We start from the raw sequence: 16916 nt of genomic DNA, 5'->3' as shown, positions 1-16916 counted from the left end.
TGCCCATCCGGCCGGACACGGTACCCATTAGAAAGGATCAGACCGAAATGGTGCGAGCCTTTTCCATCGCCAGGCTGACGCGGCCCGAAATGGGGGCAATCACGTCGCTGGCGAGCTTGAGCATGGTTTCGCTGCTCTTCGAGCCATAAGCCACGGCACTGTCGAAGTTCTTGCGCATCAGGTCACCCTGGAGCTTGAAGAAATCGGTCGGCGACTTGGCTGCGGCCAGTTCCTTGATGTCACCGGTCATCGTTTCGAAAGCGCTGCGGCTTTCCGAAACGATCTCGGTGCCCAGACCCTGCACGCCTTCGGCGAGGATCTTGCCCGATTCGATGATCGCTTCGACGTTGCCCTTGGTGAAGTCGCTGACTTCGCCCAGCATCGAGGTGCTCTTGTCGAACGCGGCCTTGGCCTTGGTCTGGGCTTCGGTGATCGCGTCCTGCATGCCGCTGAAGTTGGCGTTGAAATCCATGGTTCTGTCCTCGGAGAAAAGATTGAAAGAAAGTCCTGCGAAACGTGGTTTTTCAGTAGGGACGGTCTTTGGTGCCGCCTTGGGAACGGGTGGAACGATCGCTGCCGCAACGACCGGAGCCGGAGCCGGAGCCGGGGCCGCCGGAGGTGCGATCTCGGCCGGGGCCGGGATCTTTGCCGGCACTGCCACCGCGGCCTTGATGGCCGCAGGCTTGGCCGGCTTTTCAGCCTTGACCGGAACCGGAGCAGCGACAGGCGGCGTAGGCTTGGCCACAGCGGCCGCGACCTTCGGGGCCGGCGCGGGCTTGGCGGCAACGGGCTGGGGAGCACGGACCGCCGGCGCTTTCGCAACGACTGCCTTCTTGGCTGCGGGAGCCTTGCGCGGGGCGCGCCCGGCAGGCACGGCCTTCTTTGCCGATCCCGTCACTTTGTCCTTATCGACCATCCCGACATTCCCGCATTGCAAACAGTGGGCCACACCGTGGCACAGCCGCAATCTGAACCCTGAACCCGACCGGACGCGAACTTTTGTAACGGATCATCGCGACCGGATCAGCGTTCGACAGCACTGATTACGCTTGTTGCATTGCAAAATACGATTCCGCGAACGCGAAGTCAACCCGTTATGTTGCAGTGCAGCATGAAAAATTTGTAAGGGTTTCCGGGCCCCGGACTGTCTGGCCGGAGACGGTGCTCATCGCCGCAGCGTTATCGTTTCAGCAACGCATTTGCGCAGCGATTGGTTGCACTGCAGTGTCAGCGCGTGGCGACGTAACGCCCCGGCGCATCCTCGATCACCCGATCGCCACGCCCGCCGGGTCGGCGCTTGCCGCGCGCAGGCACCGTTTGTGCGTCAAGGCTCCGGATCCAGCCGATCCAGTGCGGCCACCAACTGCCCGGATGCGCGACCGCGCCCGACTGGAACTCGGCCAGCGAGCGCGGGGCATCGTCGTTCGTCCAATACCCGTACTTGTCGGAGGACGGTGGGTTGACCACCCCAGCGATATGGCCCGATCCGGCGAGCAGGAACGTCCATGGCCCTTGCAGATAGCGGGTCAGCTTCCATACGCTGTGCGTCGGCGCGATATGATCCTCGCGCCCGGCCTGGATGTAGCACGGGGTATGAATGCGCCTGAGGTCGATCGGCTCGCCGCAGGCCTGCAGCGAATCGGGCACCACCATGCGGTTGTCACGGTAGAGATCGCGCAGGTAATCGCGGTGCCACCTGGCCGGCAGGTTCGTGACATCGCCGTTCCAGTGGAGCAGGTCGAAAGCCGGATAGGCTTCGCCCAGCAGGTAGTTCTTTTGGACCGTGCTCCAGATCAGATCGTTGCCGCGCAGGATATTGAACGTCGCAGCCATGTACCGGCCGTCGATGTAGCCGTCCGTAGCCAAGCGGCCGATCGCATCGATCTGCTGATCGTCGATGAAGTTCTTGAGATCGCCGGCTTCCTCGAAATCGACCTGCGCGGTGAAGAAGGTGCCGCTGGCGACCTTGTCGGCCGTGCCCTTGCGCGCCATCACCGCCAGCGTCGCCGCCAGCGTGGTCCCGGCCACGCAATAGCCGATGGTGTGCGTCGCGGGCACGGCAAGCCGGGTGCATACCGTGTCGATGCAATCCATCTGCGCCTGGATGTAATCGTCCCAAGTCACGTCGGCGAGCGTGGCATCGGCCGATTTCCACGACACCATGAACACGCTCACCCCCTGCTCCACCGCCCAGCGCACGAAGCTTTTCTTGGCGTTGAGATCGAGGATGTAGAACCGGTTGATCCACGGCGGGAAGATCAGCAGCGGCGTCTTGAGCACCTTGTCGGTGGTCGGGGTGTACTGGATAAGCTGGTACAGCGGGGTTTCGAGGATCACCTTGCCGGGCGTGGTGGCGATATTCTCGCCGATCACGAATGCGCCGGGCGCGGTGTGGGTAAGCTGGCGCTTGCGCAGATCGCTCACCAGATGCTCGAACCCGCGCACCAGACTGTCACCCTGCGTCTCGCCCGCCTTGTCGAGAGCGACGGGGTTGGTCAGCGGGAAATTCGCCGGGCTCAGCGCATCGAGCAGGATGTTGGTGGCGAAGATCAACTGGGCCTTCTTGCCCGGCTCCATCCCTTCCACCGATTCGGCCAGCGCCGTCACCTGTCGCGACAGCAGCAGGTAGACCTGATGCAGCAGCGCGAACACCGGCTGACGCCGCCAGCGGGGATCGGCGAAGCGGCGATCGGCCAGCGGCAGCGCGGGATCGTCACCGGCGGATTGTTCGCTTGCGCGCGGGCCCAGGCCGTATTGCCCCATGACGGTGCCGATCAGGTCCAGCACCTCGTTCCACAGCCCGGCCTGCACATCGGGATCGGCCAGCGGCAGTTGCCGCAGCACCGCTTCCACCGTGGCGATCCAGCGCACCGGATCGCTGAGGTGCGAATTCGGGGCCGCCGCCTGCCCGATCTGCTCCACCTGGAAATCGGTCCAGATCGACTGCATCCGCCCGGCAACCTGGGCCCAGTGGACAATCTTCTCGGCTTCGGTGGCGCCGGCAGCGGGCATCATCTTGCCCATGATCGTGGCCACGCCTTCACCTTGCGCCTGGAACAGGCTGGACATCATATCGGCCACGTCATGCGCCATCGGCACCAATTCCCCTCGCGATCCGCTGCGCCCCGCGCCCACCGGACGTTTGCCTTAGTGGACCCGTCGGCCCGCCCCTGTCGAGTCCGCTAAGCCCGAAATCGGGATCGATCCGCCGACAGCATGCGCGGCACCGTCGATGGCCACGCTGAAGCCGGCGCAACTCCCATTTGCGCGCCGCGCGTAATCTTCTACAGGAGCGGCGCGGCACATTCCGCCGCAAGCATGGAATCAACACAGGTCATGGAAGACGAGTTCTACCGCATCAAGCGACTGCCGCCCTATGTCATCGCCGAAGTGAACGCGATGCGCCATGCGGCACGCCAGGCGGGCCGGGACATCATCGACCTGGGGATGGGCAACCCGGACCTGCCACCGCCCGCCCACGTGATCGACAAGCTGTGCGAGGTGGCGCAGAAGCCGGACGCGCACGGTTATTCGGCAAGCTCGGGCATTCCCGGCATCCGCCGCGCCCAAGCCAACTATTACGCCCGCCGCTTCAACGTGGAACTCGATCCCGAAACCGAAGTGGTGATGACGATGGGATCCAAGGAAGGGCTCGCCAGCCTTGCCACCGCGATCACCGCGCCCGGCGATGTGGTGCTGGCCCCCAACCCCAGCTATCCGATCCACACCTTCGGCTTCATCATCGCCGGGGCGACGATCCGCTCCGTGCCGACGACGCCCGACGAAGGCTACTGGCGCTCGCTCGACCGGGCGATGGCGTTCACCGTGCCGCGTCCATCGATCCTGATCGTCAACTACCCGTCCAACCCGACCGCCGAAACGGTGGATCTGGCATTCTACGAACGGCTGGTCGCCTGGGCGAAGGAAAACAAGGTCTGGGTCCTCTCCGATCTGGCCTATTCCGAACTTTATTACGACGGTCAGCCGACCCGCTCGATCCTCGAAGTGCCGGGGGCCAAAGACATCGCGGTCGAATTCACCTCGATGTCCAAGACGTTCTCGATGGCGGGGTGGCGCGTGGGCTTTGCGGTCGGCAACCCCAAGCTGATCGCCGCGCTCAAGCGGGTGAAGTCCTACCTCGATTACGGGGCGTTCACCCCGATCCAGGCCGCCGCCTGCGCCGCGCTGAACGGTCCGCAGGACATCGTCGAGAAGAACCGCGAACTCTACCAGAAGCGCCGCGACGTCATGGTCGAGGCGTTCGGCCGGGCCGGCTGGGACATCCCGAGCCCCAAGGCGTCAATGTTTGCGTGGGCCCCACTGCCCCCGGCGCTCAAGGACATGGGCAGCCTCGAATTCTCAAAGCAGTTGCTGACACATGCCGAAGTGGCGGTCGCCCCCGGCGTGGGTTACGGCGAGGATGGCGAAGGCTTCGTCCGGATCGCCATGGTGGAGAACGAACAGCGGCTTCGCCAGGCCGCCCGCAACATCAAGAAATATCTCACCTCGATGGGTGTAAATAGTTCTGCCGCCTGAATTAACATATTGAAATGTTGGAAAATCACAGCCCTTCCCTGTAATTAAATGTGAGTTGTGGGTGCTGTCTTATCGCCGTTAGCTGACCACGAAGGCCGGGGTTCCTTGGGGAAGGAAACCCGGTCAACGTGGGGCAAAGCGTGACAGATATGCACATACGGGCAGCTCAGGATCAGACTGGCAAGACAGCAGAGGATCACCCGGAACTGCGGTTCCGGCCTTTGGGAAAAATCGTCCCGGAGCGGGATTTGCGCCGGTTCGGATGGACTCTCGACGATAGTTCTTTTCGCACCGGACGGGTCAGCCTGTTCGACGCGGCCGGGATGGACAGCGCGGCGATGATGTGCGCGCTGGTCGGCTTCAGCGAGGCGGAGCGCACCATGGCCATAGTGCTGGGGGTAACCGCATCGAGCCAGCGGGCCGTGCTGGTCGGCATGGGTTTTGCCGAGGTTCTGGGCGACGACGTGACACTGGAGGAACTGGCGGTGCGCGCGAAGCGGCTGGTGACGCGATCAGCCTACCTGCCCCGGTTTCGCACGTTTGGCCGCCTGCGGATCGACCTACTGGGCCGTGATGCCTATTTCGCCGGCAGGCCGCTCGATCTCAACCCGCGCGAATTCACCCTGCTGTGGCGACTGTCTGACAGTCCCGATGTAACGGTGAGCAAGCCGGATTTGATCCGCGACGTGTGGAACATGGGCTTCATCCCGGAAACCAACAGCATCGCCGTCCATATGTCGCGGCTGCGGCGCAAACTGTCGGACGTCGGCCTGCCCCGGATCATCGAGACGTGCAACACCGGCGGCTATCGCCTGTGCGTGCGCGATCTGGCCCACTGCCACGGAACAACGCTCTACGCTGTCCCGGACCCGCTGCCGCAAGAACCAGGGGTCCGCAAGGCGAACGGCCGGGGAAACCCGCAGACCGGCATCTGACCGTCAGCGCGGCGGCTGCAAACCGGTCAGCGCGGCCAGGTCCTGCGGCGTATTGATGTTGGGGATCGCGCCTGCGATCCGCACCTCTCGCGCCCCGCACAGCTCGGCGAAATGCCGCATCGAATGGCGCTCGTCGGACAGCAGCAGGCGTTCGAGCACGGAGGCGGCGCTGGCCGGCCACAGGCCGATCACCGGCTGATCGATCAGGCAGGCGGGCCCCGGCTGCAACAGCCCGGGCAGATCATCGGGCAGCCGCCCCGCGTCCACCCCGCAACTGAGGACATGCTCGTAGCCTTCGTCGCAGGCATGGCGCAGCGCCGCCGCCAGCCCGCCGAGCGGCCCCATCCCGGCCCGCGGCCAATCGGGCAGGGTCGGCGCGGGTGCCTGCTCTCGCCCGCACACCACCACCCGTTCGCACCAGCCTGACAGCGTATCCACCGCCAGCGCCAGCAGCGAATGGCCATCCAGTTCGGCCAGCGCCTTGTCACTGCCGAAGCGCGACGATTTCCCGCCAGCAAGTACCACGCCTAGCAACAAAAGCCTTCTCCGCCGCTGCCCTCCGGTTCATTCCGGTGGGCCGGCCATCATGTCAGACGTGACAGGGAGGCCTCAAGCGGAGAAAGCCGCCTGGGCCGCCAAGCGTTCCCGCCCTCTTGCCAAGCAGGCCCCCATGCGCTCCACTCGCGCGGATGAAGGCACTGCGCGATCCCGACCGGCTGCTGACGCAGGGCCTTGCGCAAATCCGCGAGGAATTCTCCGTCCCCGCCGGCTTCCCGCCGGAGGTGACCGAGGCGGCCACGGCCGCCGTCGCCCGCGCGGGTGCACCGCCGCCGGGTGAATACACGGATCGCACCGCCCGCCCCTTCGTCACGCTCGACCCGGCGGGCGCGGTCGATCTCGACCAGGCGTTCTGCATCGAAGCGGCCGGGGCGGACTGGCTGTTGCACTATGCCATTGCCGACATCGGTGCTTTCGTCCGCGATGGCGACGTCATTGATCGCGAAGCCTGGGCGCGCGGGGAGACGACCTATCTGCCGGACGGCAAGGCCAGCCTCTATCCCCCGGTGCTGAGCGAAGGCGCGGCCAGCCTGCTCCCAGACGGTGATCGGCGCGCCGTGGTGCTGACGGTGCGGGTGGACCCGGCCGGCGCAGTGCAGCTCGATACGGTGGAGCGCGCGGTGATCCGCAGCCGAGCGAAGCTGGCATACGAAACCGTGCGCGACACCGATCTGCCCGATGGTTTCGCCCCGCTCGCCGCCCGGCTGGCTGCGGCCGAGCAGGCGCGCGGCGCGGCGCGGGTCGATCCGCCCGAGCAGCAGGTCGAAAGCAACGGACGCGGCGGCTTCGCCCTCGCCTTCCGGCCAGCCCTGCCCGCCGAACAGCGCAATGCCGCGCTGTCGCTCGCCGCGAACATGGCGGTGGCGCGGGCGATGATGGACGCGCGGACCGGGCTGTTCCGGACCATGCCCGAACCCGACGCGCGGGCGCAGGAACGCCTGCGCGCGACTGCGCCGGCGCTGCACATCGACTGGCCGGCCGGGCAATCGCTCGACCAGATCGAAGCCACGCTCGATCCCGCGAAGCCACCGCATGCCGCCTTCATGATGGCGATCCGCCGCGCCGCACCGGGTGCCGGCTACAAGCCGTTCGACCCGGCCGAACCGCCCTGGCACGCCGCCGTCGCCGCGCCCTATGCCCACGCTACCGCGCCGCTACGGCGGCTGGCCGATCGCTTCGTGCTGGAAGCGGTGCTGGCGATCGCCGGGGGACGGCCAATGCCGCCGGGCATAGAAGAGGCCTTCACCCGCCTCCCCGCCGTCATGTCCCGCGCCGCCGCCCGCGACGGGCGGATCGAACGCGAGGTCATCAACCTCGCCGAAACCGCGATGATGGCCAACCTCGAAGGCTGCCGCTTCCACGCGACGGTCACCGACGTGCGCGGCGACAAGGCCTCGCTCCACTTGCGTGACCTGCCGGTGATATCGACCATGCTCGCGCCCGAGGTATTCCCCGGCGACGACGTGGAAGTCATCCTCACCCACGCCGACCCGGTCCACCGCACCCTGACCTTCACCCCCGCCTGACCGCGAGACGCAAAACGAGTTGCACCCGGCAGGGACAGTTGTTAGGGGGCCCCTCTCCACACGGATGGCCCGATGGCGGAGTGGTGACGCAGCGGACTGCAAATCCGTGCACGCCGGTTCGATTCCGGCTCGGGCCTCCAAAGTTTGCGCATCTCAGCATTTCCGTCTTTCGGCCGTGATGTCGTTCCGGCCTCCCCCCTGCGCCATCCCAGGCCAATCAGTTTGCCGACATAGCCAGGTTCACGCTGAGGCCGGGCGCTGGCGGTGGCGCCTCCGAATCCGCTCAGTCTACCCGGTAATCGATCGGTTTGAAGCTGCCGCCGTTGCTGTCATAAGCCGAGCACGCGGTCAGGCCGATGACCAGATCCCGTTCGGCGCGGAAGCGGATGCTGTCGCCGGGGCGGGTATCGGGGGGCAGGACTTTCAGCTTGCCGCTGCCGTCCACCGGCACCTGCATGAAGCAATTGAAGGCGACCGGGATATCGTCCGGCACGATCCCCCAGGGGGCCAGCGCGGCGGCAAGGTTGCCGAAGCAGCCGCGATGGACCGGCTGGGTGGGATAGAAGTGGCGAAAGGTCGCCTCGCTGCAGGGGGTCAGCAGGAAGTCGTGGCGACCCACGGTATCCTCTTCGATCGTCAGCAGTACGTTCGAGCGATTGGACCATAGCCGGTTGCCGGTCCCCAGATGAATGGTCTCCTCGTAATCGAAGGTGCGTCCGTTCGAGATCACCTCGCGCACATCGTCGCTCGCGAAGGCCAGCAGGTCGGCGACCTGACGGCCTTCGGGGTCTATCACCGTCAGCGCCTGCCCCCGACGCAGTTCGAAGGCCACCCCGGAACGCGGCGCGATGCGGTGGGGAGCGGCCATCAGCCCGCGCTCCGCTTGTCGCGGAACGGGCAGCGCCAGTCCTCGCTCACCGCCCGGCCGGAATATTGCGACGCCTCGCTGCGTTCGCCGTGGCGCGCCAGCATGGGGTTGACCGAACCCGCCAGCGCCAGATCGCGTTCCAGGATAGTCTGCCGGATCGGCTCGTACCGCTCCTGCGCGCGCAGCGTCTCGAACTGGTCGTGCAGGTTGAAAACCAGCACCGGCGTATCGAACCGGCGCGCCGGGCGCGTGGCGTGGGGATGCAGGCCGACCACGAAATAGGCCTCGCCGCCGAAGCTGAGCGAGAAGTGCGGATCGTCGGGGTCGGAGCTGACCCGGCTGTCGTAAGGCTGCTCCAGCCAGGCATCCTTGTCGGCGAGTGACTGCACCCGCTCCCACATCGCCCGTTCGAACTGTGCCTCGCCCAGATCGTCAGGCCCCTCGAAAACGAAGGCGAGCGACCGGAACAGCCCGGGCTCGCGGCGGTAGTCCAGCGACCATTGCGCCAGTTCACGATGAATCTGGACATCGTTCCAGGCGCTGGTCAGAAGCCGGCACGGCACGATCTTGAGAGTACCCCGCGCCAACGCGCTTTTCGCGCCGACGCAGGGGAAGGCACGGTCGGTGATGAAATCCTTGAAACGATCGGCGAGTGAGGGAGGCATCCTGATTCCACGTAATCAGCCCGAGCGGGCGAGTGTAATCAGGAACTTGATCCGCACTGCGAAGTTCCGCTCACTTCTGTACGCGAGACGCAAATCGCGCTGATATCTGTTATTTCATCACAAATCTTCGACCCGCTACCTGACACCATTCAATACGAGGTGACCAGCCGATATCCGACACCGGGCTCGTTGCGGATCAGCGAGGGGCGGGCGGGGTCGTCTTCCAGCTTTCGCCGCACGCCCCTTGCCGCGACGCGCAGGTATTCGACGTCGGTTTCGTGGCCCGGTCCCCACACTTCACGCAGCAGACTGCTGTGGGTGACGACCTTGCCGGGGCTTTTCGCCAGCTCCGCGACGAAGCCGTATTCCTTCGGCGTCAGGTGGACCTCGCGGCCCGCCTTGCGCACCAGCCGCAGCGCCAGATCGATCTCCACATCGCCCTGGCGGACCACCGGATCGCTGGTGGTGCTGGCGAGGCGATGGCGCAAGGCGGCGCGGATGCGGGCAAGGACTTCCTCGCTGTCGAACGGCTTGGAGACATAGTCGTCCGCCCCCAGATCGAGCGCGGCGACCTTCTGGTCGGTCGCATCGCGCGCCGATACGACAATCACCGCCGCGCCGGCAGCCTTGATGATCGGGATCAGTTCCAGCCCGTCCCGGTCCGGCAGGCCGAGATCGAGCAGGACGATATCCGGCTTGTCGATCTGCACCGACGTCAGCGCCTCCCGCGCGGTCCCCGCCTCGACCACGCGATAGTCGGCGCGCACAAGGCCGGCGTGGAGCAGCCGCCGGATCGCCGGTTCATCATCCACCACCAGCACGGTCAGCGGGGTCTTCATAGGCCGGGCAGCTCCCGCAACTGGTCCGCCGCAAAGCGGATGGTAAAGGCGGCACCTGGGCGATCGGTGCGGTTGGCGGCCGAAACCTGAAGCCCCATCGCTTCGGCGAAGCCCTTGACGATCGCAAGGCCAAGGCCGGTCCCGCCACGGCGATCGGACCCTTCGATCCGTGCGAAAGTCTCGAAAATGCGCGTCTCCTGCCCTTCCGGGATGCCCGGCCCTTCATCCTCGATCGACAGCGCCAGCCCGGTGGCATCGCCGCTCGCCCTGACGGTAACCGGAGCCCCGCTGTTGCCGTACTTCGCCGCGTTTTCAATGAGGTTGATCAGGCAGTGATGGAACAGTTGCGGATCGACGAGGACCAGCGGCAGGTCGGGCGGGATGACAATCCGCGCGGGATGGTCCTTCAGCGCCGCACCAAGGTCGTGCAAGGCGCTGGCGACCGCTTCCGGCAGATCGACCGGCTCGATGCTCTGGTGCAGCGATCCCGCTTCTATGCGAACCATGTCGAGGAGGTTGGCGACGAACCGGTGCAGCCGTTCGGCCTCGGTCCGGGTCGCGGCGAGCTGGATGTCCTGTTCCGGCGACAGCGGCGTGATTTCCTGCAACGAGCCGAGAATGGTGGTGAGCGGGGTGCGCAGATCGTGGCTGACCGAGGACAGCAGCGCGTGACGCAGCCGGTCGCGCTCGCGCACCTGGGCGAGGCTCAGCATCTCGTCCTCCAGCACGATCCGTTCCAGCGCCAGCCCGGCCTGGTCCAACAGACTGAGCAACAGCGGCAACTGGTCCGCCCGCACCGGAGCACGCGCATCCGGCCGCGCCACGCCGAATACCGCCAGCACCTCGTCCGCCGTGCCCAGCGGGTAGAACAGCCATTCGGATGCGGTCAGCGTGTCCGACCCCCGGCCGGCGGGCCTGCGGTTATCGAAGCACCAGCGCGCGGCGGCGGCGTCCAGCACTTCAAGCTGGCAGCCGGGCGGCTGCGATGATCGCACCGGCAGGCCGTCCCCGTCCGGCACCAACACCAGAGTGTTGATCCCGAACAGACGACCGACTTCCGCACACACCAGCCGCGCGAATTCGTCGGTGCTGCTGATGCCCGTCAACTGACGCGCGAATCCGGCCAGCGAACTGTTCTGTGCCGAACTGGCGCGGGCCAGCACCGCCTGATCGCGCAGCCGGGCCGCCAACTGGCTACCCACCACGGCAACCCCAAGTAGCACCAGCACGGTGATGATGTTCTGCGGATCTTCGATGGTGAACGTGTGCGTGGGCGGGATGAAGAAGAAATTGTAGGCGAGCGAGGATACCAACCCCGTCACCACGCCTGACCGCAGGCCATAGCGGGTTGCCGCGAACAGCACCGGCAGCAGGAACAGCAGGCCGATATTGGTTATATTGCCGCGCGCGAACAGCGCTGCGCCGAGGAGGGTGACCAGCCCGGTCATCCCCAGCGACAGCAGATAGCCCTCAAGCGAGCCCCACGCGCCCGATCGCCGCTGCGGCCGGGCGGGCCGGGTGCCGGAGCCGGGCGGCAGCGGCACGACATGCACCGCCAGCTCCGGCGTTTCGCGCACCAGCCGATCGACGATCGAGCCGTGGCGCAGCTCGAACCAGCGCGAGCGGATCGATTTGCCGACGATAAGCTGGGTGGCGCGCGCCTCCGCCGCGAACTGCATGAGGCCCTGCACCACGGTTTCGGCGGGCACTGTGGCCACCTGGGCACCAAGCTGCGAGGCGAGGTGCATGGTTTCTGCCAGTTGGGTGTTCTCGGCGGCGGTAAAGCCGCTGGTGCGCGGCGTTTCGATGTGGATTGCCGTCCACGGCGCGCGCAGCGCATCGGCCAGCCGCTTGGCCGCGCGCACCAGTTCGGGCGCGCCGGGCTGCTCGCTGATCGCCACGATCAGCCGGTCGTTGACGGCGAAATTGCCGCCCACCGCGTTGGCCCGCATGTAATCGAGCATCTGCGCATCGACCGCCTGCGCCGCGCGCCGCAGCGCCAGTTCGCGCAGCGCCGAGAGGTTCGACTTTGTAAAGAAGTGGCCGAGCGCGCGGGATGCTTCAGCCGGGACATAGACCTTGCCCTCGCGCAGCCGCTCGATCAGCTCGTCGGGCGGGATATCGACGATCTCCAGATCGGCATCCTCGATCACGCGGTCTGGCAGGGTTTCTCGAACGCGGACGCGGGTGAACGAGGCCACCAGATCGTTCAGGCTTTCGAGATGCTGGATGTTGAGGGTGGAGTAGACGTCGATCCCGGCTTCCAGCAGTTCCTCGACATCCTGATAGCGCTTGTCATGGCGACTGCCCGGCGCGTTGGTGTGCGCCAGTTCATCGACCAGCACCAGCGCCGGCTTGCGCGCCAGCACGGCGTCGATGTCCATCTCTTCCAGCACATGGCCCTGATAGGCGATCTGCCGGCGCGGAATCAGTTCGAAGCCATGCACCTTGGCCTCGGTTTCGCGGCGACCGTGGGTTTCCACCACGCCGATCACCACGTCCACTCCGGCGTCGCGCCGACCGGCCCCGTCTGACAGCATCTCGAAGGTCTTGCCCACGCCCGGAGCCGCCCCAAGGAATACCTTGAGGCGGCCCTTCCCCTCGCGCGCGGCGGCGCGCAGGAGCGCTTCGGGATCGGGGCGCGGTTCGCTCATCCGTCAGTGTTTGCGCGCGCCCGCAGCTTTGTCGAGAGCGAGGTTGAGTTCGAGCACATTAACCCGGGGTTCGCCGAGAAAACCAAGCGCGGGGCCCTCGGTGTGCGCGGCGATCATCCGGCGCAGCGCCGCTTCATCCATCCCCCTTGCGCGGGCAACGCGCGATGCCTGCCAATAGGCGGCATCGGGGCTGACATGAGGATCGAGGCCCGAGGCGGAGGTGGTCACGAGGTCGGCCGGAACCGAAACCCCCGGCACGGCCCCGAGCGCGGCGACATCGCCCTTCACGCGGTCCGCCAGAGCCTGGCTGGTCGGGCCGAGATTGGACCCGGCCGAGGCGGTCGCGTCATAGCCCTTGCCGGCGGCGGAGGGGCGGCCGTGAAAATAGCGATCGGCGGTGAAGCCCTGCCCGATCAGGTGCGAGCCGACGATCCGGCCATCGCGCGCGATCAGGCTGCCGTTGGCTGCGCCGGGAAAAACCACCTGGGCGATGCCGGTCAGGGCCAGCGGGTAAGCGATGCCGAGCAGCAGCGCGAACAGCACGGTCAGCACGATGGCGGGGCGCAGGGCGGCGGAGAATTCCTTGGTCATGTGATAGTCCTCAGACGAGGTTGAGCCCGGCGACCGCGAGATCGATCGCCTTTATGCCGACAAACGGCGCGACGAGACCGCCGAGGCCGTAGACCGCGAGGTTGCGGGCGAGCAGCGGACCAGCACCCATCGGCCGGTAAGTCACGCCCTTGAGCGCCAGCGGGACCAGTGCGGGAATGATGAGGGCGTTGAAGATGATCGCCGACAGGATCGCCGATTCCGGCGAGGCGAGCTTCATCACGTTCAGCACGCCAAGGCCGGGATAGAGCACCACGAACATCGCCGGGATGATGGCGAAATACTTGGCGACATCGTTCGCCACCGAAAACGTGGTCAGCGCGCCGCGCGTCATCAGCAGTTGCTTGCCCAGCCCGACGATCTCGATGAGCTTGGTCGGATCGCTGTCGAGATCGACCATGTTGCCCGCCTCGCGCGCGGCCTGGGTGCCGGTGTTCATGGCAACGCCGACATCGGCCTGCGCCAGCGCGGGGGCATCGTTGGTGCCGTCGCCGCACATCGCCACCAGCTTGCCGCCCTGCTGTTCCTTGCGGATCAGCGCCAGTTTGTCCTCCGGCGTCGCCTCGGCGAGGAAATCGTCGACGCCGGCTTCGGCGGCGATCGAGGCAGCGGTTAGCGGATTGTCGCCGGTGATCATTACCGTGCGGATGCCCATCCGGCGCAGTTCGCTGAAGCGTTCCCGAACGCCGGCCTTGATGACGTCCTTGAGGGCGATCACACCCAGCAGGCGGCCGTCCTGCGCCACCGCCAGCGGGGTCTGGCCGGACCGGGCGATATCCTCGGCGATGCGCCGCAGTTCGGCCGCCGCTGCGCTCGATGCCGCTTCCGGATGCGCGCGCAGGATGGCATCGACCGCGCCCTTGCGGATCAGGCCGGCGCTGCTCTTCACCCCCGATATCCGCGTTTGCGCGGTGAACGGGATGATCTCGGCATCGTCGGGCAAGCGGGTGGCGGCGGCCCCGAACCCTTCGCGCGCCAGCACCACGATCGAGCGTCCCTCCGGGGTCTCGTCGGCCAGGCTGGCGAGCATCGCGGCCTGCGCCAGAACGCCGGCCTGCACCCCGGCAAGCGGGCGGAACTCGCTCGCCTGCCGGTCGCCGATGGTGATGGTGCCGGTCTTGTCGAGCAGCAGCACATCGACATCGCCCGCCGCCTCCACCGCGCGGCCGGACTTGGCCAGCACGTTGAACCGGACCAGACGGTCCATCCCGGCAATGCCGATCGCGGAAAGCAGCGCGGCGATCGTGGTCGGGATCAGGGTGATCAGCAGCGCCGCCAGCACGGCGACCGGGATGTGCCCCCCGGCATAGCTCGCGAACGACGGAATGGTGGCGACCGCGATCAGGAAGATGATGGTCAGGCCGACCAGCAGGATCGTCAGCGCGATCTCGTTCGGCGTCTTCTGCCGCTCGGCCCCTTCGACCAGCGCGATCATGCGATCGAGAAAGCCCTGCCCCGGCTCCTGCGTCACCCGGACGCGGATCGCATCGGAGATGACCCGAGTGCCCGCCGTCACCGCCGACCGGTCACCGCCCGCCTCGCGGATGACCGGCGCGCTTTCGCCGGTGATCGCGGCTTCGTTGACCGCGGCGACCCCGGCGATCACCTCGCCGTCGGCGGGGATGAGATCGCCGGTTTCGACCACCACCTCGTCTCCGCGCCGGAGCGCGGAGGCGGCGATCGTGCTGCCGTCGGGCAGGCGGGCGACCAGATCGCTCTTGGTGGCGCGCAGCGAAGCGGCCTGTGCGCGCCCGCGCCCTTCGGCCAGCGCCTCGGCAAACGTGCCGAACAGGACGGTCAGCCACAACCAGCCGATCAACTGGACCTGAAAGCCCAGCGGCAGCGGCTCGCCGCCCACCGCCAGCAGCACGGTGAGCAGCAACGCCACGACGGCGGTGGTGAACAGCACCGGGTTCCTGACCAGCGCGCGCGGGTGGAGCTTCCGGAAGGCATCGCCGATCGCGGGTACGACCAGCTTTGCCGAGAACATCGAGGATACCGTGGTCATGATGGTCAATCCCTCAGAACAGCCGGCCGGAGATCATCGCGAGATGATCGGCAATCGGACCAAGCGCGAGGCCGGGAAGAAAGGTGAGGCCGCCGACGATCAGGATGATGGCCACCAGCAGGCCGATCCACAGCGGTCCCGTGGTCGGGAACGAGCCGGCGGTTTCGGGCGTGTACTTCTTGGCGGCCAGGCTGCCGGCGATGGCGAGCGCGGGGACGATCATGAAGAACCGGCCGATCCACATCGCGATGCCCAGCAGGCCGTTGTAGAACGGCGTCCCGGCCGTCAGCCCGGCAAAGGCGGAGCCGTTGTTGCCGGTGCCCGAGGAATAGGCATAGAGGATTTCGGTAAAGCCGTGCGGCCCCTTGTTGAGCGGCCCGGCAAGCCCGGCGGGCAGCACCGCGCTGATCGCGGTGAAGCCCAGGATGCACAACGGCAGGACGGCGATGGCCAGCACTGCCAGCTTCACTTCGCGCGCCTCGATCTTCTTGCCGACATATTCGGGTGTGCGGCCGACCATCAGCCCGGCGATGAACACCGCCAGCAGCGCGAACAGCAGGAAGCCGTAAATGCCGGCCCCGACTCCGCCGACGACGATCTCGCCCAGTTGCATGTTGAACAGCGGGATCACGCCGCCGAGCGCGGTAAAGCTGTCATGCATGGCATTGACCGCGCCGCACGAAGCGGCGGTGGTGACGACCGAGAACAGCGCACTGGCGGCGATGCCGAAGCGGACTTCCTTGCCTTCCATGTTGCCGCCGGCCACGCCCAGGTTGTGCAGCACCGGATTGCCCGCCGCTTCCTGCCAGTAGGCAATGCCGGCCCCGGTGAGAAACAGTACCATCATCGCCGCGAGGATCGCCCAGCCCTGGCGCGTGTTGCCCACGGCCTTGCCGAAACACCAGGTCAGGCCCGAGCCGATCGCGAAGATCGACAGCATCTGCACGAGATTGGTCAATGCGGTGGGATTCTCGAACGGATGGGCGCTGTTGGCGTTGAAGAAGCCACCGCCGTTCGTCCCAAGCATCTTGATCGCTTCCTGGCTGGCGACCGGCCCCAGGATCAGCGTCTGCTTCGCCCCTTCCAGCGTCGTCGCATCGATGCTGGATGCCAGCGTCTGCGGCACCCCGCTCGCCACCAGGAACAGCGCGTAGATGACGCAGGCCGGCAGCAGCAGGTAGAGCGTCACCCGTGTGCAATCGGCCCAGAAATTGCCGATCGTCCCCGCCTCGCGCCGCGCGAAGCCGCGGAACAGCGCGAAGGCGATGGCGATGCCGGTGGCGGCGGAGAGGAAATTGTGGATAGTCAGCGCCACCATCTGGCTGAGGTTGGAAAGCGTGCCTTCGCCCGCATACCACTGCCAGTTGGTGTTGGTGACAAACGCGATCGCGGTGTTCATCGCCCCATCCGGGCCGACGGCGGCCAGTCCGCGCGGGTTGAGCGGCAGCACCGCCTGAAGCCGCAGCAGGGCATAAGTGAACACCGTCAGCACCAGTTGGAACAGCAGCATGTGCAGCGCATATGCGCGCCAGCTCTGCTCGGCGTCAGGCCTGACCCCGGCGAGACGGTAAAAGCCGCGCTCGACCGGGCCCAGCACCGGGTGCAGCGGGGTGCTCCGCCCCTCATACAGGGCGAACAGGAACACACCGACCGGTTTCGCCAGAGCGATGGTCAGCGCGGTGAAGAGGAGGATCAGCGTCCAGCCTTCGATGGTCATG

General features: G+C 66.6%; 13 protein-coding genes and 1 tRNA gene. 4 read left to right on the top strand and 10 right to left on the bottom strand.

Translation table 11 applies throughout. The annotated features are described in order from the left end of the window. Nucleotides 1-37 precede the first annotated feature (37 nt). Together IE122_RS03485 and IE122_RS03480 are read right to left on the bottom strand one after the other, a co-directional pair. Nucleotides 38-916, bottom strand: coding sequence for a phasin family protein (locus tag IE122_RS03485; protein WP_189619652.1), 879 nt, complete (start codon nt 914-916; stop codon nt 38-40). A 311-nt stretch (nt 917-1227) separates the two neighbouring features. Next, complete coding sequence (locus tag IE122_RS03480) at nt 1228-3093, bottom strand: PHA/PHB synthase family protein (protein WP_189619651.1); 1866 nt, start codon at nt 3091-3093, stop codon at nt 1228-1230. 243 nt (nt 3094-3336) lie between these two features. Here IE122_RS03480 and IE122_RS03475 point away from each other — a divergent pair, with 243 nt between their 5' ends. Together IE122_RS03475 and IE122_RS03470 are read left to right on the top strand one after the other, a co-directional pair. Further along, complete coding sequence (locus IE122_RS03475) at nt 3337-4536, top strand: LL-diaminopimelate aminotransferase (protein WP_189619774.1); 1200 nt, start codon at nt 3337-3339, stop codon at nt 4534-4536. A 248-nt stretch (nt 4537-4784) separates the two neighbouring features. Next, the gene (locus IE122_RS03470) at nt 4785-5471 is read left to right on the top strand and encodes a winged helix-turn-helix domain-containing protein (protein ID WP_189619650.1); all 687 of its coding nucleotides are present in this window, start codon (nt 4785-4787) and stop codon (nt 5469-5471) included. Nucleotides 5472-5474: 3 nt separating this feature from the next. Here IE122_RS03470 and mobA read toward each other — a convergent pair whose 3' ends face one another. Next, entirely contained in the window at nt 5475-6008 is a 534-nt protein-coding gene (gene mobA / locus IE122_RS03465) for a molybdenum cofactor guanylyltransferase (RefSeq protein WP_189619649.1), read from the bottom strand. A 152-nt stretch (nt 6009-6160) separates the two neighbouring features. Between mobA and IE122_RS03460 the strand changes: the two genes are divergently transcribed. Both IE122_RS03460 and IE122_RS03455 read left to right on the top strand, forming a co-directional pair. After that, nucleotides 6161-7555 (top strand): RNB domain-containing ribonuclease, encoded by a 1395-nt coding sequence (locus IE122_RS03460; RefSeq protein ID WP_189619648.1) that lies wholly within the window; start codon nt 6161-6163, stop codon nt 7553-7555. 66 nt (nt 7556-7621) lie between these two features. After that, nucleotides 7622-7695, top strand: a tRNA-Cys gene (locus tag IE122_RS03455). Between the two features lie 143 nt (nt 7696-7838). Here IE122_RS03455 and IE122_RS03450 read toward each other — a convergent pair. The 7 genes from IE122_RS03450 to kdpA form a co-directional block, all read right to left on the bottom strand. Continuing rightward, on the bottom strand, nt 7839-8423 hold the full coding sequence (locus IE122_RS03450; protein ID WP_189619647.1) for a DUF1989 domain-containing protein: 585 nt from the start codon (nt 8421-8423) through the stop codon (nt 7839-7841). Then, on the bottom strand, nt 8423-9088 hold the full coding sequence (gntA, locus tag IE122_RS03445) for a guanitoxin biosynthesis heme-dependent pre-guanitoxin N-hydroxylase GntA (protein WP_189619646.1): 666 nt from the start codon (nt 9086-9088) through the stop codon (nt 8423-8425). Before gntA ends, IE122_RS03450 begins: the two co-directional genes overlap by 1 nt. 149 nt (nt 9089-9237) lie before the next feature. Continuing rightward, the gene (locus IE122_RS03440; protein WP_189619645.1) at nt 9238-9927 is read right to left on the bottom strand and encodes a response regulator; all 690 of its coding nucleotides are present in this window, start codon (nt 9925-9927) and stop codon (nt 9238-9240) included. Further along, entirely contained in the window at nt 9924-12581 is a 2658-nt protein-coding gene (locus IE122_RS03435; RefSeq protein WP_189619644.1) for a DUF4118 domain-containing protein, read from the bottom strand. The genes IE122_RS03440 and IE122_RS03435 overlap by 4 nt, the downstream gene beginning before the upstream one ends. Nucleotides 12582-12584: 3 nt before the next feature. Continuing rightward, a complete protein-coding gene (gene kdpC, locus IE122_RS03430; protein ID WP_189619643.1) occupies nt 12585-13172 on the bottom strand; it encodes a potassium-transporting ATPase subunit KdpC in 588 nt (195 codons plus the stop codon). A gap of 10 nt (nt 13173-13182) precedes the next feature. Next, nucleotides 13183-15198, bottom strand: a complete 2016-nt coding sequence (gene kdpB / locus IE122_RS03425) for a potassium-transporting ATPase subunit KdpB (RefSeq protein ID WP_189619642.1) — start codon at nt 15196-15198, stop codon at nt 13183-13185. A gap of 13 nt (nt 15199-15211) precedes the next feature. Next, nucleotides 15212-16915 carry a potassium-transporting ATPase subunit KdpA gene (kdpA, locus tag IE122_RS03420; protein WP_189619641.1) on the bottom strand — a complete coding sequence of 568 codons (1704 nt, stop codon included), beginning with the start codon at nt 16913-16915 and terminating at the stop codon, nt 15212-15214. Between the last annotated feature and the right edge of the window lies 1 nt (nt 16916).

The organism is Novosphingobium colocasiae, from assembly GCF_014652555.1.
GTDB classification, from domain to species: domain Bacteria; phylum Pseudomonadota; class Alphaproteobacteria; order Sphingomonadales; family Sphingomonadaceae; genus Novosphingobium; species Novosphingobium colocasiae.
This window is presented reverse-complemented; position numbering and strand designations above follow the sequence as displayed.

Coding starts and splice junctions, on each gene's coding strand:
- IE122_RS03475 (WP_189619774.1), top strand. CDS start 3,337: ATGGAAGACGAGTTCTACCGCATCAAGCGACTGCCGCCCTATGTCATC.
- kdpC (WP_189619643.1), bottom strand. CDS start 13,172: ATGACCAAGGAATTCTCCGCCGCCCTGCGCCCCGCCATCGTGCTGACC.
- kdpB (WP_189619642.1), bottom strand. CDS start 15,198: ATGACCACGGTATCCTCGATGTTCTCGGCAAAGCTGGTCGTACCCGCG.
- IE122_RS03485 (WP_189619652.1), bottom strand. CDS start 916: ATGGTCGATAAGGACAAAGTGACGGGATCGGCAAAGAAGGCCGTGCCT.
- IE122_RS03440 (WP_189619645.1), bottom strand. CDS start 9,927: ATGAAGACCCCGCTGACCGTGCTGGTGGTGGATGATGAACCGGCGATC.
- gntA (WP_189619646.1), bottom strand. CDS start 9,088: ATGCCTCCCTCACTCGCCGATCGTTTCAAGGATTTCATCACCGACCGT.
- IE122_RS03480 (WP_189619651.1), bottom strand. CDS start 3,093: ATGGCGCATGACGTGGCCGATATGATGTCCAGCCTGTTCCAGGCGCAA.
- kdpA (WP_189619641.1), bottom strand. CDS start 16,915: ATGACCATCGAAGGCTGGACGCTGATCCTCCTCTTCACCGCGCTGACC.
- IE122_RS03435 (WP_189619644.1), bottom strand. CDS start 12,581: ATGAGCGAACCGCGCCCCGATCCCGAAGCGCTCCTGCGCGCCGCCGCG.
- IE122_RS03460 (WP_189619648.1), top strand. CDS start 6,161: ATGAAGGCACTGCGCGATCCCGACCGGCTGCTGACGCAGGGCCTTGCG.
- IE122_RS03450 (WP_189619647.1), bottom strand. CDS start 8,423: ATGGCCGCTCCCCACCGCATCGCGCCGCGTTCCGGGGTGGCCTTCGAA.